Here is a 3,779-nt window from a genome sequence, read left to right as displayed (position 1 = left end):
TCCCTCAAAGTGATCTACTATTCCGCGCAGCTATTTAGTAGATAAAAATTATAAAGCATCACTTAAGTATTATCAGATGGCTGTGAAAAATGGTTACGCAATAGCAGCTTTGCAGTTAAAAGACTCCTTTAATGGACCTGTTTCAGAAAATAGAAGTGATTATCTTGCATTAGAAAAAGATCCAGAACGAGTTCGTCGCTATGAGTTAATTCAGAAAGAGCTTCGCTATCATCCAGAGGCTCGTTTCCCAGACATTGATAAAATTGTTCCCCTGCCGCCAGCAGAACTACCAGCCTGGGATGGCACTTTTGAGTACAAAAAAGCACAGCAGTAACAGTGTTACCTGCTGATATTGATAAAGGAGAGGGTAATGAAACGGAATTCATTAAAAATATCGGCCATTGCTGCCCTGGCTTTTTTCTTGTGTGGCTGCGTACAGGTTGTCAGTTCCCCTGGGGATGGTGGCTCAGGCATTAAAGTAACGTTACCGCAATGGTATCAGGACCGGCAACAGAAAAAGGACAGGCAGAACATGGTAAACACACTCCAGGAAGAAAAATTGCAGTTTAATTGCGTAGATGAGGAAGACAATCATCCACAGTTAGACCCACAGGCAGACACTTGGTTTCGGCAGGCCCGGCTACTGGAAAAAGCCTCAGGTCCTAAAGATTATGAAGCCATTGGCACGTTGTACCGTAAAGCAATTGCCCGTGATCACTATAAAGCCATGCGTAACTTGCAAAACCTGTTGATGGACGGCCTGGTAAAACCGCTGCCGGGAAAAACGGCACCGGAAGAAGCGGTAGAAATTGTAGAGCGTATGATCAAACTCAATATCCCAGCCGGTTATTACGCTATGGGCTATTATCTAGAATTGGGCTACGGGGTGGAACAGGATAAAAGCTCATCAATAGTGTATTTCCGCAAGTCTGCGGATTTAGGCAGTCCAGAGGGTCAATATAAAATTGGAACTATATTTCTCGCTAAGAATTTGCCAGGTATAGGGGCGAATCCTGCATATCGACCAGATATAGGGGAAAAAATGCTAGATTGCTCTTCAAGACAAGGCAATCCGGAATCAGCTTTAAGATTAGGTAATTACTTTTCTAATAAAAACTATGGAAATGCTATTAAGTATTTTCAGTTGGCAGTTGTTAATGGCAGTTTAATAGCTGCATCGCAACTCAAAAGCTCATTTAATGGGCCTTTACCAACCGACAGGATGGATTATTTAGCATTGGCTAAAGACCCTGAGCGGGTTCGACGTTATGGGCTAATTCAAAAGGAACTTCGTAATCATCCGGACGCGCGTTTCCCTGATCTAGATAAAATTGTTCCCCTGCCGCCAGCAGAACTACCAGCCTGGGATGGCACATTTGAATATAATAAAGCCATTCAGGAATAATACGTAATCATTAACGAAACAGATGAAGGGACAGGCCATGCGCTTAATAAAGGAAGGATATTCAGGAAGGATGATTTCACATCGGTATTTTTGCAGAACGAATTTCCTGTTACTTATTGCTCTAATATCTACAGGAATTCTGCTCTTTCTTTCGCCTGTCAGGGCTGAAAATCTGCCCGATAACTTTCATCGCGTTACACCAGAACTTTATCGCTCCTCTCAGCCTTCTGCCGGGCAGATGCACCGGCTTGAAGAATACGGTATCCGTACGGTACTCAACCTGCGCCAGTGGCACAGCGACAGGGATGAAGCACAGGGTACCTCGCTGATTCTTTATCATGTTCCTGTCAACACGGCGGCATTTCGGGAGACAGAAATTGAAGCGGCTTTACGTATTTTGCACCGGGCAGTGAAACCAGCTCTGGTGCATTGCTGGCACGGCAGCGATCGTACCGGGCTGATTATCGCGCTATACCGTCTGGTATTTGACCGCGTAACCAAAGCGGATGCGTTGGCTGAACTCCGTAACCCAGCGCACGGCCATCATGAGCAGTTTTATCCCGATATTGCCCGTTATATCGAAACCATTGATGTAGATGCCCTTCGCCAACGGGTGTTGAAACCATCCCCCCTTTTCGCTAAATAAAAAGCAGGAGAACATATGCGCGCCTTTATTCAGCTTGGCGATACCACCGACCACGGTGGTAAAGTTATCACCGCCTCCGGTCCGGAAATGTATGGTAAAAAAGTGGCGCTGGTCGGGGATAAAGTGGCGTGTCCTGTGCCGGGACACGGCGTTAATGCCATCCTGCCCGGCGGCACACGGGTGCTGATTGGGAATAAGCAGGCGGCCCTGCACGGCTTTCGCACGCAATGCGGGTGCAGCCTGATTGCCAGCCTGGGGAGAGCAGGAGAAGAATAACGCGTGAAATGGAATATTCCTGTCATGGAGGATGCACCGCTGCCGCCTCGTCCGCGCTGGTGGCTATGGGCTATTGCATTGTTAATTATTCTGCTCGCCGGGTTTCTGCTGGCAGTTTATACCCTGGAAGGGGCGCAGCTACAGAACAAATCACAACTGCTCACCGTGGCCTGTGGCGGGCCGTTTCTGCTCTGGCTGGTAATGCTGGGCGTGCGCATTATGGTTTATGAATTTTCCTCACTGCGCGTTAGCGCCCGTAACGACATGTTGGCGGTGCGTCGCTGTGAGTGGAAGCGGTGGGTTAATCAGGGAATGAGCGTGCTGGCAGCGGCGCATTATACGCAGCCGGATGAACAGGGCGTATCGTTGTCCCCGGACGGCCAGTTGCCCGTCAATAATCAGCAGCGGCTGGCTTTTGAACAGCTAGCCGGGTTGCCGGAGTGGGAGCGACGCGCGATATTTCTTTCCCGTCTCCTGGCGCCAGTGGCCGATTTTGTGCAGCAGACCGGGTGTCGTGAGCCGCTTACATTGCGTTTTCGGTGCGCTTCGGATGATGAGAATGACTGGCGTGGCGATATTGAGAAACAGGCCATCAGTCTGAATCTGCCGCTCCGCAGTGTGGAACCGCTGGAGACGCCGGATATCTTCAGTTGGCTGGCCACAGCCTGCGATGATGCGTCGGAGGAGCCAGTTTGCCTGATTTTTACCGAATTTGGTGAAGCTTCTTTTGCAAGTGAGGAGGGCGCATGTCTGCTGCTGGCATCGCCTGCCTGGTGTCGTGCGCGCCGTTACACACCGGTAAGCAATCTGCCTCGCCCGTTGTCATCCCCTCCTGGCGGGCTTTCGCAGGCGCTGCAACAGATGTTTGACTGGCAGCATCCTGCCCGCGGCCTGGCTGTTGCCAGCTACAGCGCCGTGCCTGCCGCAGAAGTCGAAAAGCTTCATCTGATTTGTCGGGGAGCGCTTTGTGATAACCGCATCCTGCTGGATGTGGATAATGCGCTGGGCAATGGCGCAGGGGCGCGCCATGCCGTGCAGTTGGCATTGGCATGCCGGTTTGCGCCGTCCTCGCTGTTGCTAACATTTATTGGCGGGGAGTACCGACTGCAACAGGTCATTTCAGGAGCGCAGGTATGATCGGGCTTTTGTTGATACTGATAGCTCTGACGCTGTTGTGGTGGCGGGGCGGTGACCTGCTTTCGCTGTCTGTGTTTCAGGAGGGTGAAACACCGTCCCTGCTCTGGTGGTTAGTCATAGTCTTTGGTCTGCTTATCATGGCATTTGCGACCGCGCTGGTGCTGCTGCGCCGCGCGCCGCGCCAGCTTGACCGGGAAGGCATTACGGCACCGCCGCTGAGTAAGGCGCAGAGGATTCAGCCACGCCAGCGGCTTAATACGAATGAACTAAAGCAGCACCTGCGCCAGCAAGACGGCTGGCGCTGGAAGCGCAGAC

6 protein-coding genes are annotated in these 3,779 nt (G+C 51.1%); all 6 read left to right on the top strand.

Annotated features, from left to right (window positions below; genetic code table 11):
• Positions 1 to 76: 76 nt before the first annotated feature.
• A complete protein-coding gene (locus tag JJB97_RS17490) occupies positions 77 to 334 on the top strand; it encodes a DUF6396 domain-containing protein (protein ID WP_238715362.1) in 258 nt (85 codons plus the stop codon).
• A 36-nt stretch (positions 335 to 370) separates the two neighbouring features.
• Positions 371 to 1,405 carry an SEL1-like repeat protein gene (locus JJB97_RS17485; protein ID WP_238715361.1) on the top strand — a complete coding sequence of 345 codons (1,035 nt, stop codon included), beginning with the start codon at positions 371 to 373 and terminating at the stop codon, positions 1,403 to 1,405.
• Positions 1,406 to 1,427: 22 nt separating this feature from the next.
• Positions 1,428 to 2,051, top strand: coding sequence for a phosphatase domain-containing putative toxin (locus JJB97_RS17480; protein ID WP_317981530.1), 624 nt, complete (start codon positions 1,428 to 1,430; stop codon positions 2,049 to 2,051).
• Between the two features lie 15 nt (positions 2,052 to 2,066).
• Positions 2,067 to 2,327, top strand: coding sequence for a PAAR domain-containing protein (locus JJB97_RS17475; RefSeq protein WP_238715359.1), 261 nt, complete (start codon positions 2,067 to 2,069; stop codon positions 2,325 to 2,327).
• 3 nt (positions 2,328 to 2,330) lie between these two features.
• Positions 2,331 to 3,464 carry a hypothetical protein gene (locus JJB97_RS17470; protein WP_238715358.1) on the top strand — a complete coding sequence of 378 codons (1,134 nt, stop codon included), beginning with the start codon at positions 2,331 to 2,333 and terminating at the stop codon, positions 3,462 to 3,464.
• Positions 3,461 to 3,779: hypothetical protein (locus tag JJB97_RS17465; protein WP_238715357.1), on the top strand; the 319-nt coding region annotated here is incomplete at its 3' end. The genes JJB97_RS17470 and JJB97_RS17465, both read left to right, overlap by 4 nt.

The sequence above is a fragment of the Tenebrionibacter intestinalis genome, assembly GCF_016632365.1.
GTDB lineage: Bacteria > Pseudomonadota > Gammaproteobacteria > Enterobacterales > Enterobacteriaceae > Tenebrionibacter > Tenebrionibacter intestinalis.
This window is presented reverse-complemented; position numbering and strand designations above follow the sequence as displayed.

Excerpts from the sequence above, each read along its gene's own strand:
- JJB97_RS17490 (WP_238715362.1), top strand. The coding sequence starts at position 77 with ATGGCTGTGAAAAATGGTTACGCAATAGCAGCTTTGCAGTTAAAAGAC.
- JJB97_RS17485 (WP_238715361.1), top strand. The coding sequence starts at position 371 with ATGAAACGGAATTCATTAAAAATATCGGCCATTGCTGCCCTGGCTTTT.
- JJB97_RS17480 (WP_317981530.1), top strand. The coding sequence starts at position 1,428 with ATGAAGGGACAGGCCATGCGCTTAATAAAGGAAGGATATTCAGGAAGG.
- JJB97_RS17475 (WP_238715359.1), top strand. The coding sequence starts at position 2,067 with ATGCGCGCCTTTATTCAGCTTGGCGATACCACCGACCACGGTGGTAAA.